General features: G+C 30.9%; 17 protein-coding genes, 2 tRNA genes and 1 riboswitch. Of the genes, 7 read left to right on the plus strand and 12 right to left on the minus strand.

Annotated features, from left to right (window positions below; all coding sequences use genetic code 11):
* From AB2B44_RS08760 to AB2B44_RS08785, 6 genes are all read right to left on the minus strand, one after another.
* Positions 1 to 1732: IgGFc-binding protein (locus tag AB2B44_RS08760; RefSeq protein WP_369049204.1), on the minus strand; the 1732-nt coding region annotated here is incomplete at its 3' end.
* A 134-nt stretch (positions 1733 to 1866) separates the two neighbouring features.
* The gene (locus AB2B44_RS08765; protein ID WP_369049205.1) at positions 1867 to 2712 is read right to left on the minus strand and encodes an ABC transporter permease; all 846 of its coding nucleotides are present in this window, start codon (positions 2710 to 2712) and stop codon (positions 1867 to 1869) included.
* 11 nt (positions 2713 to 2723) lie between these two features.
* Entirely contained in the window at positions 2724 to 3617 is an 894-nt protein-coding gene (locus AB2B44_RS08770; RefSeq protein WP_369049206.1) for an ABC transporter ATP-binding protein, read from the minus strand.
* A 76-nt stretch (positions 3618 to 3693) separates the two neighbouring features.
* Positions 3694 to 4509, minus strand: coding sequence for a carboxypeptidase-like regulatory domain-containing protein (locus AB2B44_RS08775; RefSeq protein WP_369049207.1), 816 nt, complete (start codon positions 4507 to 4509; stop codon positions 3694 to 3696).
* 146 nt (positions 4510 to 4655) lie between these two features.
* A tRNA-Leu gene (locus AB2B44_RS08780) sits at positions 4656 to 4739 on the minus strand.
* Between the two features lie 147 nt (positions 4740 to 4886).
* Positions 4887 to 4959, minus strand: a tRNA-Lys gene (locus AB2B44_RS08785).
* A 158-nt stretch (positions 4960 to 5117) separates the two neighbouring features.
* On the opposite strand from AB2B44_RS08785, the gene AB2B44_RS08790 reads away from it, so the two are divergent.
* Positions 5118 to 5636, plus strand: a complete 519-nt coding sequence (locus AB2B44_RS08790; RefSeq protein WP_369049208.1) for a shikimate kinase — start codon at positions 5118 to 5120, stop codon at positions 5634 to 5636.
* On the opposite strand, the gene AB2B44_RS08795 is transcribed toward AB2B44_RS08790, so the two are convergent.
* Positions 5628 to 6137, minus strand: a complete 510-nt coding sequence (locus tag AB2B44_RS08795) for a phosphoribosyltransferase domain-containing protein (protein WP_369049209.1) — start codon at positions 6135 to 6137, stop codon at positions 5628 to 5630. The two genes, AB2B44_RS08790 and AB2B44_RS08795, sit on opposite strands and share 9 nt — an antisense overlap.
* Before the next feature lie 6 nt (positions 6138 to 6143).
* Positions 6144 to 6521 carry an RNA-binding S4 domain-containing protein gene (locus AB2B44_RS08800; protein WP_369049210.1) on the minus strand — a complete coding sequence of 126 codons (378 nt, stop codon included), beginning with the start codon at positions 6519 to 6521 and terminating at the stop codon, positions 6144 to 6146.
* Positions 6522 to 6625: 104 nt separating this feature from the next.
* On the opposite strand from AB2B44_RS08800, the gene AB2B44_RS08805 reads away from it, so the two are divergent.
* Positions 6626 to 7471 carry a peptidylprolyl isomerase gene (locus tag AB2B44_RS08805; protein ID WP_369049211.1) on the plus strand — a complete coding sequence of 282 codons (846 nt, stop codon included), beginning with the start codon at positions 6626 to 6628 and terminating at the stop codon, positions 7469 to 7471.
* 39 nt (positions 7472 to 7510) lie between these two features.
* Here the strand turns inward: AB2B44_RS08805 and AB2B44_RS08810 are convergent, their stop codons facing one another.
* Positions 7511 to 8647, minus strand: coding sequence for an ABC transporter substrate-binding protein (locus AB2B44_RS08810; RefSeq protein ID WP_369049212.1), 1137 nt, complete (start codon positions 8645 to 8647; stop codon positions 7511 to 7513).
* 39 nt (positions 8648 to 8686) lie between these two features.
* A riboswitch (cobalamin riboswitch) is annotated at positions 8687 to 8885 on the plus strand.
* Positions 8886 to 8956: 71 nt separating this feature from the next.
* On the opposite strand from AB2B44_RS08810, the gene AB2B44_RS08815 reads away from it, so the two are divergent.
* Positions 8957 to 10858: a TonB-dependent receptor plug domain-containing protein gene (locus AB2B44_RS08815; RefSeq protein ID WP_369049213.1), complete on the plus strand. Its 1902-nt coding sequence runs from the start codon at positions 8957 to 8959 to the stop codon at positions 10856 to 10858.
* Positions 10859 to 10917: 59 nt separating this feature from the next.
* Here the strand turns inward: AB2B44_RS08815 and AB2B44_RS08820 are convergent, their stop codons facing one another.
* Genes AB2B44_RS08820 through AB2B44_RS08830 form a run of 3 tightly spaced genes read right to left on the minus strand, consistent with a single transcriptional unit; the run spans position 10918 to position 12756 of the window.
* Entirely contained in the window at positions 10918 to 11433 is a 516-nt protein-coding gene (locus AB2B44_RS08820; RefSeq protein ID WP_369049214.1) for a hypothetical protein, read from the minus strand.
* Positions 11434 to 11436: 3 nt separating this feature from the next.
* On the minus strand, positions 11437 to 12147 hold the full coding sequence (locus tag AB2B44_RS08825; RefSeq protein ID WP_369049215.1) for a DUF3307 domain-containing protein: 711 nt from the start codon (positions 12145 to 12147) through the stop codon (positions 11437 to 11439).
* A gap of 3 nt (positions 12148 to 12150) precedes the next feature.
* Positions 12151 to 12756, minus strand: coding sequence for a SatD family protein (locus AB2B44_RS08830; protein ID WP_369049216.1), 606 nt, complete (start codon positions 12754 to 12756; stop codon positions 12151 to 12153).
* A 217-nt stretch (positions 12757 to 12973) separates the two neighbouring features.
* On the opposite strand from AB2B44_RS08830, the gene AB2B44_RS08835 reads away from it, so the two are divergent.
* From AB2B44_RS08835 to AB2B44_RS08850, 4 genes are all read left to right on the plus strand, one after another.
* The gene (locus tag AB2B44_RS08835) at positions 12974 to 15298 is read left to right on the plus strand and encodes an ATP-dependent helicase (RefSeq protein WP_369049217.1); all 2325 of its coding nucleotides are present in this window, start codon (positions 12974 to 12976) and stop codon (positions 15296 to 15298) included.
* 104 nt (positions 15299 to 15402) lie between these two features.
* Positions 15403 to 16035 carry a DUF4290 domain-containing protein gene (locus AB2B44_RS08840; RefSeq protein WP_369049218.1) on the plus strand — a complete coding sequence of 211 codons (633 nt, stop codon included), beginning with the start codon at positions 15403 to 15405 and terminating at the stop codon, positions 16033 to 16035.
* Complete coding sequence (gene murA, locus AB2B44_RS08845) at positions 16036 to 17346, plus strand: UDP-N-acetylglucosamine 1-carboxyvinyltransferase (RefSeq protein ID WP_369049219.1); 1311 nt, start codon at positions 16036 to 16038, stop codon at positions 17344 to 17346. It abuts the gene before it with no gap.
* Positions 17339 to 18001 (plus strand): HAD family hydrolase, encoded by a 663-nt coding sequence (locus AB2B44_RS08850; protein ID WP_369049220.1) that lies wholly within the window; start codon positions 17339 to 17341, stop codon positions 17999 to 18001. The genes murA and AB2B44_RS08850 overlap by 8 nt, the downstream gene beginning before the upstream one ends.
* The last annotated feature ends 74 nt before the right edge of the window (positions 18002 to 18075 follow it).

The following is an 18075-nucleotide window of genomic DNA, read 5'->3' on the forward strand; positions in this document are numbered from 1 at the left end:
GTGATTCGTCACAATTTAAAATTCCATCATTGTCGATATCTACATCGAGGTTGTCTATGATAGAATCGTTATCATAATCATCAGGGCATCGACTAACAAAAAACTCATCAGAGTCGTATGTATAGGTCTTACCCCCGCATGTTAAAGAACCTACCACTTTATATTTACCTGGAGAAGTTGGTTTATAGCTAGTTCCTGTTCCAACAGAAACAAAACCACTTCCGTTTTGGTCGTCAAAAAACCATTCTAAAGTATCAAACATATTAGAACGTGTTGCATCTAATGTTATGTTAGGGATACACGATCCTAAGTTTTCGCTTGAAGGAGCAAAATTAACTTCAGGGGCAGTTGCAAAACCAGAGTAAAAACTACCAGAGGTAGCTACATTATTAATATTAAAGTAAGCACAATATAGTTCGCCAGTACTAGAAACAGTGATGTTGCCTGTTAAATTAGCGGCTTTGTAGGTTACATAACCAGTGTTTCCTGTAACAGTGTATGGACCCAAAAGATTAACAGGGTTGCCAGATGTAGTAGTTACAGTAATATTAGCATCTTGGTTAGCAACAAAGGTAACCCCACCTGTAAAAACGGTACCTCCAATGGTTTCTATTTCTGGAATATTATCTACATTCCCTCTGTTTTTACAGCTTATGGGTGGTACAAAAAACAATCCTTGATTTGCTTCAGAATTACTAGCACCAACACCTTGATAAACAAAGGTAGGGTTAGAGGTTTCAATATACATGTTTCCATTACTATTGTAATAATTACCTTCAATTAAATAGTATTCTCCAGCATTTATAGTTGCTATTGGAGCAGCATTACCATTAACGTAAATACTGGTATTATTTTGGTTTGCAACGACTAAAACATTTTCCCAACCATCTAGTCCACCTCCCTTAACTAAAATATATTCGGTTCCAATTTTATCTTCTCCAACAATTTGGTCTATACCGTAATCTCTTCCGTTACCATTATGAAAACTACCATTAGCAGAGCCACAATTAACCACAATGGGTTTGTCAGACTGTACAAGTGTTCCAATTAAACCGTCTCTGTTTATACTTGCATCTGAAGCATTAGTAGCAACAATATAACTTTCGCCTTCATCTAGTACAATTCCAGTTATGGGGGTAGTACCTGTATAATTTTTTATAACAAGCCCATTAGGAAGATTAGAAAAGGTAACTGTGGTATTATCTTCTGCAGCCATAACAGAAATAAAGTTTAAGTAATTGTTTCGTACAGGGTTTTCGTTTGTAAACATTCCAGCTCTAAAAGAGGTTCCGAGGGCTGCAGCGCCTTTACTAACTAAAGCTCCTGCTTGAGAGCCATTACCAGCTATTAATCTTACCGAAACATAAATAGCATCATAAGCTTCGATAATGTAGCCTTTATTGGTGGTAACGGTGCTGGTTTGATTAGAATCGACAAAAAGTTGCGAATTACTATCTCCAATATAAATTTTTTGAGGGGAAGCTTTAGAAACAAAACCAGTTATATAACTGGTAGCAGGTAAGCCAACTGGTTTTATAGTATAGGCTACTTTTTTCTCACTGGGGGTAGAAATATAAAAATATTGATCATTTGGACTTGCATTTCCTGCTTCGGCATAGGTTAAAGGAGGGATGAAGTGTTTTTTACTCAGTTGAGCGAAAGTGTTTTTATATCCGCCTAAATATAAAAAAACAACGAATACTAAAGGTAATTTAAGTTTATTTATACCCATAAGATAAGCGAATAAGACATGCAATTACGTTGCGCAGTAAATATAAAAAAAAATACCACTCGAAATACGACTTGTTTAGAAAACTAAGTATTTGTTTTTTTGTTAGTTATAACAGCTATGAAACGAGGTAAAGATTACAAATCTCTTTTTTTTAGCAGGGTATATGAAAGGTAAATAAATACAAATGTCCAAATTAAAACAATTAATATATCTGTAAAATGAACAGAAAAATCTTTTACTATTTTTTCGCCCATTTGATTGGCTACTATTTTTACAGCACTTAAACGACTAAAAGGTTCTTTAATTAGGTTTGACATAGCTTCTAACGGCAAAAATTGCATAACATTAGCAACTTTTTCTGAGGGATTGCTGTTGTTTTTAAACATCCAAAACAAATAGCCTTTAAACATATTTTCTGCAAAAAACCATATTATCATAGCGCCTACAGCAAAGGCAGATCGTTTTATTAAAATACCTAAAAATAATCCGAAAGAAAAAAAACCTACTAGTTTTACAAAAAAGGCTATTAAGTATTCTAGATTTGAGGTTATTATCGGAAACTCGTTATAATCTGAGTAAATAAGCCCTAAAATAAGCGAAATAAGAAATACAAATACAGTAGAAATTAAGGCAAAAACTACTACCATATAAAATTTAGATAAAATAAATTCTTTTTTACTTAGCCCATCAATTAGGTTTTGTTTTAGTGTTTTGTAACTGTATTCGTTTGCCATCATTGATACAATTACCAGCAGTAAAAAAAACTTAAATCCAGAAGCAATATAGGTGTTAAAATGCCAAATAAAAGGGAAGTTAAAAATTCCTTGTTCAGCTAAGTGAAATTTTATAGGGCCAATATCAAATCTTATCGCTGTAATTAAAGCTATAGAAGTAAGAAGCCCAAAGTAAAAAATAGATAAAACTTTACTAGCTCTGTTGTATTTGAGTTTGTGAAATTCGATACTTAATAGTCGTAGCATTTTTTTATGGTTTAGTTGCTTGTTAAGTCTAAAAATTGCTGTTCTAAACTAGGTTTTCGTTTTACCAAATGTGATACAGCTATATCATTTTTAAACAGATATTTGTTTATTTCTGTAGCTGCTAAATCGGTATTTAAATTAGCAATGATAAAATCATTGTTTTTTGTAATGTTAACTACCGCAGGGTGATTTTTTAGTACACCAATCAATTTTTCATTATCATCGGCTTGTAATTCAAAAAAGCCATTAGAGGTGGTTATACGGTCTACTAATCCATCATATAATTTTTTTCCATTTCTAATAACAATTACATGGCTACAAACTTTTTCAACTTCATCTAGTAAATGAGAGGCTAATAAAATAGTGGTGTTACCCTGTGCAATTTTTTTAATAATTTCACGAATTTCATGTATGCCTTGTGGGTCTAATCCATTGGTAGGTTCGTCTAAAATTAATACTTCGGGGTTATTTAACAAGGCTGAGGCAATAGCTAAACGCTGTTTCATACCAAGCGAGTAGGTTTTAAACTTGCTGTTTCTTCGTTCGTAAAGATTTACAATTTTTAGTTTTTCTTCAACGGCTTCATACGAAATACCTTTAATTTTACAGATTAGCTGTAAATTTTGAACTGCCGTCATATAGGGGTAAAAATTAGGGCGTTCTATAATAGCACCTACTTTTTTTAGTGCTTCGTGAACAGATAAGTTTCCATTAAACCAAGAAAATTCGCCACTGGTTTTATTTACTACATTTAAAATAATACCAAGTGTTGTTGATTTACCACTTCCATTAGGACCTAAAATGCCATAGACATTTCCTTTTTTTATATCAAAAGATAGTTGGTTAACTGCGTGAACACTCCCAAATTTTTTATCAATATTTTTAAGAGATAAAATTGTTTCCAAAAAGAAAAGATTTAGTCGATTTGATTGTTAGACGACTAAGATAACTAATTTGTTACAAAAAGCCCGGACTCAAAATTTAATTTCCATCACTATTTAGCGCTTTTTCAGGCACTCGATTTCGTTCAATCTTACCTTTTTTAACAGCTTTGTATTGTTCGTAACAATCTAATATAGCTTCAATCATTTGTAAGTCGCTTGCTTTTTTTATAAAATATTCAGAGTAATTACAGTCTGATAATAATTTGGTTAGCTGTTGATTATCCATTTCTAAATATTCCATCATAATTTCGCGATCAAACTTATCGCCTAGCATTTTACGTAAGTTATCTTCACTTTTAAGCTTTTTAAGTTTTTTTAATTGCTTAGGTTTTTTGCCAAATAGATTATAGATGGCGTCTATAGGCTGAAATATTTTACTGATAGGAGAAGAAATTTTTGTAGGACGTCCTATTTCATAAGTTTGAGGTAATCCGTTAATATGTATTCGGGTAAATTTATCTTTAGGTACTTGTTTAACATCAATTTCTAATACCCCAATTAGTTTTGTTGAGTTAATAACTACCTCTTTAATTTTTTCAGGTTTTTCGTTTAGTTCAATAACCAATTCATTACCTTTTAATAAATCATTGGTAATTTTTATTTTTATAGATTCGAACCCTACATATGACACTATAATTGTATCATTTTCTTTCGCAGGAAGCTCAAAAAAACCTTTCTTAGAGGTTGCTATACCTTGTACAGTATTTAAATTTAATATGTTGGCATCAATTAAAGCTTTTTGGTCTGCAGCATTTACTACCTGCCCTTTTAACTTACTTTGGGTTGTATTCTGTGAAAAACCAACAACAGAAAATAAAAATAGAAAACCTAATAATATTAATTGTTTTTGCATAGCGCAATAATAGTGATAAAAGTAAGTAAACTTGTTAATTATTTGTAAAATTGATAAAATAAAAGCAATAATTATTCCACAAAAGAAAAGTGTGGTTAAAAATTAGATTTTTTTGTAAAAGTTAATTATAACGTTATAAAAAATTGTGCGCACGAGAAGATTCGAACTTCCACATTCTTACGAATACTGCCCCCTCAAGGCAGCGCGTCTACCAGTTCCGCCACGTGCGCTTAGAAATTAAAAAAGGTTGTAAAAAAATATAGTTTATTGCCAATTTAATTTTATTCCTGTTTTTTTTATCAATCGAAAAGTTTTGATAGATATAATTCTAAGAAAAATTAGAATGACGTTGTTTCTATTTTTATACAACCTTTTTGTGACCGGGCTGGGGCTCGAACCCAGGACCCTCTCCTTAAAAGGGAGATGCTCTACCAACTGAGCTACCCGGTCTGTTTTTCTAAAATCGAGTGCAAATATACGATGCTAAGTTCTATTTCTACAATATTTTTTGTAATTTTTTTGTTGATATTTGCACAAGTTTTATAATTAACCTTAAATGCTATTTACAGAGTGTTAGTAGCCAGTTAATTAATTAAAAAATATATTATATGAAAGTTGTTTTAATAGGGTATATGGCAAGTGGTAAATCAACAATAGGTAGATATTTAGCACAAGAAATGGATATGTCTTTTATAGATTTAGATGTGTATATCGAAGAAAAAGAAGAAATGACAATTACGGATATTTTTAAAACTAAAGGAGAGATTTATTTTCGTTATCAAGAGCATTTTTATTTAAAAGAACTGTTGGCTGCTACCAATAATATAGTAATCGCCCTTGGGGGCGGAACCCCTTGTTACGCAAGCAATATGCAAGTGATTAATAATAGTGAAAACACGTACTCTATATATTTAAAAGCCAATGTACATACATTGGTTGAAAGGCTTAAAAATCAACGTTCTAAACGACCTTTAGTAGCGGAGTTGTCTGATGAAAAACTACAAGAGTATGTTGCTAAACATTTATTTGAGCGTAATAAATATTACAATCAAGCAAGTAGTATATTACCGATTGACAACAAAAGTATAACTGAAATAGTAACCGAACTTAAAGTGCAACTACATTAAATAAGCAACGGCTTTATTTTTAGTAAATTCTATGACTACTTGATCGTGTAGAGAAGTAGATAATGAAATTCCTTTAAAATCGGCTTTTATAGGGTATTTTTTATGATTTCGGTTTACTAAAACAGCCGTTTTAAATCGTTTTAAAGGTACTTCTAAAAAGTGTTTAACCCCATAAATTAAGGTAGTGCCAGAATTTAATACATCATCAACTAAAATAAGCGATTTGTTTTTATACTCTTGAGCAGAAAGAGATGTTTTAACGGGGTTTAACGGATTTTTTTTATCAATAATAACGTTACATAATTGTATTTTTAAAGGTGATATTTTAGCAATAATTTTTGACAATTGTTCTGCAAAAAGATAACCATTATGGTCAATGCCAGCTAAAATAATTTCTTTTTCGTTACTGTTGCTTTCGTATATTTGGTAAGCAATTCTACGCATTTTTTGTTCAATTTGCGTATGGTTTAAAATAATGTTATTATGGGTTGTCGTTATCATAATTTATTAATCTTCTTCTAGTGTTTGATTGTAATCTTCGATATCTCTTCGGTCTTTTTTTGTAGGTCTTCCAACACCTTTTTTTCTATAATAATCTTTGGTGTACTTTAATAATTCTGTTTTTTCAAAAGCTTCTTTAGGGGTTAAATCTTTTCTGTATAAATCTACTAATTTTGCACCAATTCTGTTAGGGGGTATCGCTATTATTTTAATTGTATAATCGATTTGATTTTTCCGAATTAAAAGAAGTTCATCCCCATAAACCTCTTTAGAAGGTTTTAAGCGTGTGTTGGCTATTTTTATATGACCTTTTTTACATGCTTCGGTAGCTAAGCTTCGCGTTTTAAAAAATCGAATACACCACAAGTATTTATCTATTCGCATATAAAAAGTTAAATTTTAACTTTAGGTTTTTTACAAAGGTATAAAAATGGTAACTTGCGCACCGAAAAATTTAACGTAAAATGGTATCATTTAAAAACCTTTTTTTGCTGGCAATACTATCGGTAGTGCTTTATGCTTGTAATAAAAAAACAACAGAAGAAACTTTTGATAGCGCTGCACAAGCAGTTATTGATAATGATTCGATTGTAAAATTTTTACAATCGCATTATTTTGACACCGCTATCGATTCGATAAAAACAATTGATAACGGGCAAACCTCTTTATATAAAGATACCAAGTTAAAAACAATGGATATTACCGAAAATGATATTGATTATAAATTATATGTGTATGTAAATAGAGTAGGCGATGACCCTAAAGAAAAAGGTTTTCCTACCATAATGGATTCAATTTTTGCTACCTACGACTTAAAGTATATAGAAACCACAGCTAAACTTGAAGATGTTAGAACTATAAAATCAGGCACATGGTTTGGTCAAGTTCAGAGTTATGTAAAAGGCAGGTTATATGGTTTCACCAATTTTAAAGGAGGTGAAAATGTATCAACAGATGGCGAACCTATTAATTATACGGGTGGTGGAAAAGGAATTTTATTTATTCCTTCAGGATTAGGTTATGCAAATACTACAGGGCTTTCTGTTCCTGCAAACTCATGTTTAGTATATTATATTAACTTATGGGATATTATACCCAATACCGATCATGATAATGATGGTATTCCGTCTATAAATGAAGACCCGAATGGCGATGGAAACCCACTTAATGATGATACAGATCAAGATGGTGCACTTAATTTTCTTGATGCTGATGATGATAACGATGGGCAACTTACTAAAAACGAAGATGCTAACGGTGATGGTAATCCAAGAAATGATTTTAGTGATCCCAATAACCCTACTTTAGCTGATTATTTAAATCCGTTAAAATAAAGAGATTAAAAATACGATATATTCACCTTTTTAATCTAATTAGAATTTCATTTTTTCAAAAAAGGTAAATTTATAGTTAGGTAAAAGCTCTGGGTGAGTAATTTTAATGATATCTTTTAGTACCAAATCGGGTCGAGTAGGGGCAAGTTCAAAATAGATAATACCAGCTGTTTTACCCTTTTTTAAATTGGGGGTATATATATTATCGGTTTTGAAAGCTTTAAATTCTTGGTATATTTTGTTACTGTTAATTAATTGGTTTTTAGTTGAAAAATATCCTGGAGAAATCCAAAAATCAGCAGCTTTTCCTTTATCTAAAACACTTTCAAAACTCAACGATAAACTACCTCTTCCTTTATTGTTTTGCCATAAGTAATTTGTGTTAGCGTCTTTAAAAAAATGAGCAATAAAACTATTTCCGGCAGGTAAATTCCATATATCTTTATTCATAATAGCACCTGATAAAATGGTTGGGGTGGTAATTGCATTTTTAGCTATTTTTTTAGCCTCGATATAGTTTTTTTCAATAATATTAAAAATACTGTCAGCCATTTTTTCTTTATTGTAGAGTATTCCGAAAAACTTAATCCATTCAGCTCTACCAAGGGGTGTTTCTTCTAACCAATCGCCATTTAAAATTACAGGAATATTCTGTTTTGTTATTAATGCAAGCGCTTTATTGGTTTTACTCATCGAAAAAGCAACAACTAACTCAGGGTTTAAGCTTAATAAAATTTCGGTATTAAGAGAGGCTTCTTTACCTATATCGGTAATTTTATGAGCCTCAATTAAAGCTCTTGTTTTTTCAGAAGAAACGTATTGTGTGTGCGGAAAACCGATTAACGTTTTTTCTTCGTTTAATAATTCAATCATGGGGATATGAGTAGTAGAAGTTACCACCATTTTTTTTATAGGAACATAAATAACACGAGAAGAACTATGCTTTGTAATATTGTTGTTTTTATTTTCAATGGTGTATTCAAATGGCTTATTTGCATTTGGGTACGGACTTTTTATAATTATTTTTTTCTCTTTTGCAGTTTGTACAATATCAAAGCCTTTAGCATATTTTATAGTAGACCCACTAGGTTTATTAATTTGTTTTTTAGCTACTTGTTTACACGAAAACACTGACAAAAAACAGACTAAAAAAAGAGGATAAAAAATGTTTTTCATTCTTTTATTAATTTGGTTACAAGATTACAAATTTTAAACTACTTTTGCCCCGATTTTGGTTTTGTTATCAATGTCATTGATAATAAATTAAAAGGGAAGTTGGTGAAAATCCAACACTGTTCCCGCAACTGTAAGCTAGTAAGCTTGTAACAGCTACTTTAACCACTGTTTAGTAATAAATGGGAAGGTGTGTTACAAGACGCAAGTCAGGAGACCTGCCAATATCAAAAAAAAGAAACTTTCGGGATAAAAGTTTTGGTATGGTTATACTTTGTCCTGATTTAACACAAATTAAAAAAAACGTATAAAATGAAAAAACGATTTCTAATTGTAGGAATATTGCTGTGCACTACTATGGTTAATAAAATCAAAGCACAAGAAAAAGAAAAACAGTTAGACGAAGTTGTGGTTACTGCTACAAAATTTCCTGTAAACAAAAAAAATGTAGGTAAAATTGTTTACAAGATTACTTCTGAAATGCTAAGTAATGAGCAAGGAAAAACCCTTTTAAATGTGTTAAATGATGTGCCTGGAATACAAATTAACGGAAGTTATGGTACGAAAGGTCAAAATTTAGGGTATTACATTAGAGGGGGAAGAAACAAGCAAGTAGCTATTTTAATTGATGGGATAAATGTAAACGATCCATCATCGGTTAGTGGCGATTTTGATTTACGTCAAATAGATATTAATCAAATAGAAAGTATTGAAATTTTAAAAGGGGCATCTTCTACTTTGTACGGTACAGGAGCTGCTACAGGGGTTATTAATATTATACTAAAAAAAGAAGCTAAAAAAGAATTTGCAGGTACTTATACAGCTACTGCAGGCTCTAATTCGTCTAGTGAACATCAAAACTATTCGCTTAATGAGCTTGCCGCTAATTTTAATTTTAACGGTACAATAAAAAAGGTTAGTTATTTACTAGCAGTAAACGCAAACAATTCGGGAGGCTTATCATCTGTCGAAAGTAGAGATCCTAATGTTGAATTTAAAGAAGATGTTTTTTATCGACAAAATGCCCTACTAAAACTAGGATATGATATTAGTTCTAAAGCCAATGTTGGAATTTTTGGTTCGTTTGATAAATTTTCTACTGATTTTGATGGTTTTGATTACGACCCAGTGACCTGGGCAAGTATTCCTGCGGATAAAGACAAGAATTTAAAAAGTAAACAAAAAAGAGTAGGAGCAACATTTAACTATAAATACAATAAAGGAGAACTTAACATAAAAACGTTTATAACGAATATTAAGCGTGTAGAAACCCCTTCGTTAGATAACTTTGAAGGAAAGGCTTCAGGGTTTGATGTGTATGCTAATAATTACATAATTAGCAACGTATCTGTTTTAGCAGGTTTAGCTGGTCAATACCAAGATATGTCACAAAAAACTTCGTATAGGGTTATTGAAGAAGGAAGTGGTAAACAACATTTTTACGATCCCTATGTTTCGGTAAACTATAATACGTCGTATGGGCTTAATTTTAATGCGGGTATGCGCTTAAACATTCATAGCGAATATGGTAATAATTTTGTTTACAATGTAAATCCATCATATAATTTTCATATTAATAAAGTAACGGATATAAAACTTTTTGCTTCATACAGTACTGCTTTTGTAACCCCAACATTATCAGATATATTTACAAAATCACCAACTATTGAAGAGTTGCAACCCGAAAAAGATGCAACTGTAGAAACGGGTTTTGAAGTTAACCTTACCCATAAATTAACTTTTAATGGTACTTATTTTTATAGAGAAGAAACCGATAAAATTGGCTACGATTCTCAAACGTATAAAACCATAAATGAGTTAGGAACGTTTAATGCTAAGGGTTTTGAAACCGAAATTAATTATAATCCGTTTAAAAAATTACAAATTATAGTTAATTACACGTATGTTGATAGAGATGAAAGTTTAATGCTAAAAATACCCAAAAATAAATTAGGGATTAAATTAAATTATAAAATTTCACCATCTACTTTTACCTCGTTAAGTTATAAATATGTCGATGCTACTAAAGATTATGGTAATGTTGATTTGCCTTCGTATAATTTGTTCGATTTTTTTATCAACCAAAAAATAATACACAACAAGGTTACGCTTTTTGCATGTTTAACTAATATTTTTAATGAAAATTATCAAGAAGCTGCCGATTATACAACTAGAGGTAGAAATTATAACTTAGGATTAAAAATTAAATTGTAAGTAAAAAGCAAGTTAGCTCTTTTAATACATTTATATTTTAACCGTCAAAAATTTAGTAATTATAACAATTCTTTTACTTCTTGTTTTATAAAATTAATAGCAACATTAGTGGCACTTTCTGTTTGTGAGGCTTGTTCTATTAATAAATTTTCTTGTAAAAGGTTTGCATTTTGGGTTTGTTTTGCCATCGTTTTTATTTTGGTAATTACTAAATTTTTGGCAGTTAAAATTGTTTTCCAACAAGCGTTAGAAATATAAAGTTGTTGTACGCTATTATGTTCAAATTCTTGCTCTATCGTTGCAATTAATAAATTTGCATAAGCTGTAGTGTCTTGATTTATGGGTTTTACGCGTAATACTAATTTAGATGGATTAATACGCTCTAAAAATAAAAGTAATCGTTCGTAAGCCTGTAATTTTAGGGGTAGCGATTCTTTCTTTTTTTCGGTTAATAATGCTATTTTTTTTTCGTTGTTTGAGTAAGTAATAAATCCGCTAAAAAAATAATAAGCAACAAACCCTGTTACTACTGCGGGCAATGTGTAACTTAATGCTTCAATAATTTTATTTTCCATAATTTAATTTGTGAGGTACGAATATAATAATCCTATCGATATAGCAAGGCTAAAACTTAAAAGCGTTCCAATTAAAATATACTCGGTGAGTTTTCGGTCTTTAGCAGACGATAAGTCGCCAAATCTAAAAATTGATTTTGCAGCTAGTAAAAAACCAATACCTTCCCACTTATTTATCAGTATAAAGGTAAAAATAAGAAGTCGCTCTAAAATACCAATATACCTACCTGCTTTGCTGAGCGATTGGTCTTTTTCTGTGTTTTTTTCAGGATTCCATTGTGCTATAATTACTTTAATAAGTACAGATGAAATGTAAGATACAAAAAGTAGTGAAGCTATTAATAATATATTTTTTTCTGATAAAAAACGATTAAAATCGATAGTAAAAGGGGCGTATAAGTATGTTACCAGTATTAATATGGCTATATGTAATAATTGATCTAAAAAAAATAAGTGGCGTTTGTTTTTTTTAGTTTGAACATATGTTTTGCTAACATCTATTATAAAATGAGTGCTTATAATTAAAAAAAAACCTAGTAAATAGCTTGGGTTAAATTGTAAAACAAGTGCGGTTAAAATTGCATGAACCCCTATGTGCCAATATAATTTTTTAGATTTTATTTTCTTTTTTTCTTTACTAATAACCCAATTGGTTGGTTGAAAAACAAAGTCGCCTAACATATGTGCGATTAATAGCTTTAAAAAAAGAATCATTTTTTATGGTTTTTGATTGATAAGTTTTTGATATCGTTTTTCAAGTCTTAAAATTTCATCTAAACCCGCTCGTTTTTTACGTTTACTAATTCCTGCTTGAGAAATACCTAGCAATTTACTAATTTCTCTTTGAGTCATTGTTGGGTTTTCTAACGAAATTTTTACAAATTCTGCCGAATTTACACTCCAATTATCCATGGTTAATAAACCTAAAGCAAGGCTAATATTTAACTCTTCATCAAATTCTTTCCAAGGCGATTTTATAGCAAGCGATTGTTTTTTCAACAGGTTGTCAAAGGCATAGCCAGAGTTTATATGTGCTTTACCGTTTGATTCGGTAATGTGTTGGTTTTCAAATGTTTTTTCACCAATTCCAATAGCCATTCTTACATCTAAAGCAGCAATCGTTTTAAGGCTTGCTTTTATCAACAAACAGGTTTTTAAAGCGTTTAAAATAGAAACTTCTACTTGAAAGCTATCACCTCTGTATATTTCCCAAGAAGCTGGTGAATTTCCAATTTTATTTAAAATATTCTTTAAAATAGGTAGCCATTTTTCTACAGAAATATTTCTAGAGTTTATAATATCGCCTGTTACAATGCTTGTCATAAAATTAATATGGTTTTATCGCAAATATACTAAATATAACTTTAAATAGTTATATTTTTATTTATAATCTTATAGGGTTATATTTTTGTTTATAACTTTTATAGGTTATGTTTTAGTGATAATTAGAAATATTGTGAATAACTATTAAAATTCAGGTTTTAATAGTTTTAAAAGAATAGTTAATTTTCCACTTTTAAATTTCTTCAAAAAAACTTTTTTGGATACTTATTTACAACAACTTAACGAACCTCAAAGAGCCGCTGTTTTACAAAAAGACGGACCTGTAATTATTATTGCAGGGGCAGGCTCTGGGAAAACACGTGTATTAACATATCGCATAGCATATTTAATGCAACAAGGGGTAGATCCATTTAATATTTTATCATTAACTTTTACTAATAAGGCGGCTCGTGAAATGAAAGAGCGAATTAGTAAAGTGGTAGGTAATAGCGAAGCTAAAAATTTATGGATGGGTACTTTTCATTCGGTTTTTGCTAGAATTTTACGTGCTGAAGCTGACCGTTTAGGTTATCCTTCAAATTTTACAATTTATGATACACAAGATTCGGTTAGGCTGTTAACAACAATTATTAAAGAAATGAATTTAGATAAAGATCGATACAAACCTAAACAAGTTTTAGGTAGAATATCATCTTTTAAAAATAGTTTAATAACGGTTAAAGCCTATTTTAATAATTCTGATTTACGAGAAGCTGATTTAATGGCAAGTAGACCAAAGATGGGTGAGGTGTATAAAACGTACGTTGATAGATGTTTTAAATCAGGAGCTATGGATTTTGACGATTTATTACTGCGAACCAATGAATTATTGGCTCGTTTTCCAGATGTTTTAGCAAAATACCAAGATCGTTTTCGTTATATTATGGTTGATGAGTATCAAGACACCAATCACTCGCAATATATTATTGTTAGAGCACTAGCAGACCGATTTCAAAATATATGTGTTGTTGGTGATGACTCGCAAAGTATTTATAGTTTTAGAGGAGCTAATATTCAAAATATTTTAAATTTTCAAAAAGATTATCCAGCGGTAAAAACCTTTAAACTAGAACAAAACTATCGTTCTACAAAAAATATTGTTAATGCTGCTAATTCGCTTATTGAAAAAAATAAAACAAAATTAGATAAAGAAGTTTGGACCTCAAATGTCACAGGAGAGCCCATAAAAGTGATGCGTACTATTTCAGATGGAGAGGAAGGGCGTTTCGTGGCGCAGTCTATTTTTGAAAATAAAATGAATTTACAGCTGCAAAATAGTGAATTCGCCGTATTGTACAGAACCAATGCGCAATCTAGAGCTATTGAAGACGCATTGCGAAAAAAAGATATTAAGTATAAAATTTACGGAGGAATATCGTTTTATCAGCGTAAAGAAATTAAAGACGTATTGTCGTATTTAAGAATATTAATTAACCCAAACGACGAAGAAGCGCTAAAAAGAATTATTAATTATCCTGCTCGAGGTATTGGTGGCACTACTATTGATAAGTTAACTATTGCAGCAAACCAGTATCAAAAATCAATATTTCAAATTATTAAAAATATTGATAAGGTTGATATTGGTATTAATTCAGGTACAAAAACCAAATTGCAAAATTTTGCGAATATGATACAGCGTTTTCAAATTGAAACGCAAACTAAAAACGCATTTGAAGTGGCTGATTTGGTAGTAAAACAAACACAGTTAATTAAAGATCTTCAAAAAGACGGAACTCCAGAAGGAATTAGTAAGGTTGAAAATGTACAAGAACTATTAAACGGTATTAAAGACTTTATTACCGATAAAATAGAAGCTGGTGAAGAAGCGTCGCTAACCACTTTTTTAGAAGATGTGGCTTTAGCTACCGATTTTGATGCTGATAAAAAAGATGAACAGCCTAGAGTTTCGTTAATGACGATTCATTTGTCTAAAGGGCTTGAGTTTCCGTATGTGTATATTGTTGGGTTAGAAGAAAATTTATTTCCTTCGGCAATGAGTATGAATACCCGTACCGAATTAGAAGAAGAACGGCGCCTGTTTTATGTAGCTTTAACCCGTGCCGAAAAAGCCGCTTATTTATCGTATGCCCAAACACGTTATCGATGGGGAAAATTAACCGATGCAGAACCTAGTAGGTTTTTAGAAGAAATAGACGATCAATACTTAGAATATCTTACCTCTAAATTGCCACAATCAAGTGCCAGTAAATTTTTAGATGCTAGTTTATTTGAAGATGCACCAAAGAAAATAAGATTTCAAAAACCGATTGAAAAAAAACGACGAGAATTTTATAAAAAAAAGGATGTACAAAACATTCCGCTAAAAGCAAAGTTTAAAAAAGTTACTGAGGTAACCCCAAAAACAAATTTATTTGATACCAATTTAACAGTAGGCAATATTGTTGAACATAATCGATTCGGAAAAGGCGAAGTTTTAAGTATAGAAGGAAAAGGACCAAATAAAAAAGCAGAAATTCAGTTTGCAACTGCAGGTAAGAAAAAATTAATATTGCAATATGCAAAACTAAAAGTTATTGGATAATTACTAAAAATAAATACGTACTTTGCGGGCTTTAAAAACTGCAATACATATAGTTTGCATAACTATAAGAGTATAAAAAATACTTTCAAAAAAACACTCTAAAAATGACATTTGATTTAGAATACAATTCTGAAAGACCCCTACTAATTATTCCTGAATATGGTAGACATATTCAAAAATTGGTAGATTATTGTGTGTCTTTATCTGATAAAGAAGAACGCAATACTATGGCAAAGGCAATTATTGATGTGATGGGAAACCTACAACCTCATTTACGTGATGTACCCGATTTTAAGCATAAATTATGGGATCAATTATTTATAATGTCTAATTTTAAATTAGAAGTAGACCCTCCTTACGAAGTTCCTTCTAAAGCAGAATTACTAGAAAAACCAGAGGCATTACCATATCCAAAATCAGCTTCAAGATACCGTTATTATGGTAATAATATTGAAACAATGATTGATGTAGCCTTAAGTTGGGAAGAAGATGATAAAAGAGAGGCTTTAATTTTTGTAATAGCCAATCATATGAAAAAATGTTATTTAAACTGGAATAAAGACACGGTAGAAGATGCTATAATTTTTAATCATTTATACGAACTCTCAGGTGGTAAAATCGATTTAAGAGAAAGCGAAGAAGAACTAACCGATGGTAAAAATTTGATTCGTAAGCGTAATAACCAAGGTCAAAAACAAAAAAATAATAAAAAGAATCATAAAAATCGTAAGCGATAAATGGCATCATTTAAAATTGAAGGAGGACATAAGTTAGCAGGAACCATAACCCCTCAAGGAGCAAAAAATGAGGCGTTGCAAATACTTTGTGCGGTATTATTAACTTCAGAAAAAGTAATAATACACAATATACCCAACATTATAGATGTAAATAAACTTATTTTTATTTTGGGTGAATTGGGGGTTTTAATAGAAAAATTATCTAAAAACTCATATAGCTTTCAAGCAAATAATATTAATTTAAAATATTTAGAATCAGAAGATTTTAAAAGAGATGGTAGTTCGCTAAGAGGTTCTATTATGATTGTGGGACCTTTGTTAGCTCGTTTTGGTAAAGGTTACATACCACGCCCTGGAGGAGATAAAATAGGTCGCCGCCGTTTAGACACTCACTTTGAAGGCTTTATTCGTTTAGGTGCAAAATTTAGATATAATAAAGAAGAACATTTTTACGGAGTAGAAGCTGAAAAAGGGCTAACAGCAACAAGTATGTTGTTAGACGAAGCTTCGGTTACAGGAACAGCCAATATTATAATGGCTTCGGTTTTAGCTCAAGGAACAACTACAATATATAATGCCGCTTGCGAACCCTATATTCAACAGCTTTCGAAAATGTTGAATTCTATGGGTGCAAAAATTTCAGGAGTAGGGTCTAACTTATTAACGATAGAGGGGGTTGAGGTTCTTAAAGGTTGTGAGCATACAATATTACCAGATATGATTGAAATTGGTAGTTGGATAGGTGTTGCTGCCATGACCCGCTCTGAATTAACCATTAAAAATGTAAGCTGGGAAAACCTAGGGCAAATACCAAATGTATTTCGTAAACTGGGTATTCGGTTAGAAAAAAGAAATGACGATATTTATATTCCAGCTCAAGAAAATTATGAAATTCAAAATTATATTGATGGCTCTATTTTAACAGTTGCCGATGCACCTTGGCCTGGGTTTACACCTGATTTACTCAGTATTATTTTGGTAATAGCTACTCAAGCAAAAGGTACGGTGCTTATTCATCAAAAAATGTTTGAAAGTCGTTTGTTTTTTGTTGATAAATTGATTGATATGGGCGCAAAAGTAATTTTGTGCGATCCACATAGAGCTACTGTAATTGGACACAATTTTCAAAGTCAGTTAAAAGCTACTAAAATGACTTCGCCAGATATTAGAGCAGGTATTTCGTTATTAATTGCAGCTCTTTCTGCTAAAGGAACGAGTATTATTAATAACATTGAACAAATCGATAGAGGATACGAAGATATAGAAACACGTTTAAGATCTATCGGAGCTAAAATAGAACGTATTGAATAATTTCGATTTTACAAACGTACAATGTGTTATTTTTGATATGGATGGGGTAATTATAGACTCTGAACCCCTACATAAAAAAGCATATTTTGAGGTTTTTGATGCTCTGCAAATAAAAGTTGATGAAACCCTGTATGCATCATTAACAGGAACCTCTACCATAGATTCTTTTAAAAAACTAATTCAGCATTTTAATTTAGATGAAACCCCTGAAAACCTATCTAAAATAAAGCGAAAAATTTATGTAAATTATTTCGAAAACGACCCTAATTTACAATTAATAGATGGTGTAGAAGATATTATTAAATATTTTTATAAAAAAGGATTAACCCTAGTGGTAGCCTCTTCTTCAGTTATGGAAAACATAGATCGTGTGTTTAATCGATTTAATTTAAATAACTATTTTAAGGCAAAAATTAGTGGAGCCGATTTAAAAGCATCAAAACCGCATCCCGAAATATTTGAAAAAGCAGCAATGTTAGCTGAGATACCTAGAGAATGTTGTATGGTTATTGAAGATTCAGACAATGGTATTAAAGCGGCAAATGATGCGGGTATTTTTGCGGTTGGTTACAAAAATCCGATAGTAAAAAATCAATCGCTTACCAATGCAAATTATCTTATAAATTCTTACCAAGAACTAAAACAAATTATATAAAAAAAACGTGTCAAGTTGACACTTTATTTGTATTGGCAACATTCTTGCTAAAGCAATATAAAATAATAGAAATA

Source organism: Tenacibaculum sp. UWU-22, assembly GCF_041021355.1.
GTDB lineage: Bacteria > Bacteroidota > Bacteroidia > Flavobacteriales > Flavobacteriaceae > Polaribacter.